This is a genomic window from Clostridioides sp. ES-S-0049-02 (genome assembly GCF_020658465.1).
Lineage (GTDB): Bacteria > Bacillota > Clostridia > Peptostreptococcales > Peptostreptococcaceae > Clostridioides.
The window spans coordinates 1-318 of record NZ_JACVWG010000075.1 but is presented as its reverse complement, the minus strand read 5'-3'; the positions used below and the strand labels follow the sequence as shown (position 1 = coordinate 318).

General features: G+C 37.1%; 2 rRNA genes. Both read left to right on the top strand.

What is annotated here, in order from left to right:
- A 23S ribosomal RNA gene (locus IC213_RS20735) occupies window positions 1-108 on the top strand; the annotation flags it as partial.
- 114 nt (window positions 109-222) lie between these two features.
- Window positions 223-318 (top strand): 5S ribosomal RNA (gene rrf / locus IC213_RS20730); the annotation flags it as partial.

The window sequence follows — 318 nt, the reverse complement described above, 5'->3', positions numbered from 1 at the left end:
CCACCGCAAGGGTAAGACCCCAGAAAGACTATCTGGTTGATAGGTCGAAGGTGTAAGTGCAGCAATGTATTTAGCTTATCGATACTAATAGGTCGAGGACTTGACCAATATTTATTTGATGTTCATTGATTAAAATATATATGTAGTTTTTAGAGTGTTAACTCTAAAGAATCTAGTTTACTAGTTTCAAAAACTTAATAGTAATATTAAGCATAAAGATTATGTGGTTACAATAGCAGAGAGGATACACCTGTTCCCATTCCGAACACAGAAGTTAAGCTCTCTAGCGCTGATGGTACTTGGTGGGAAACTGCCTGG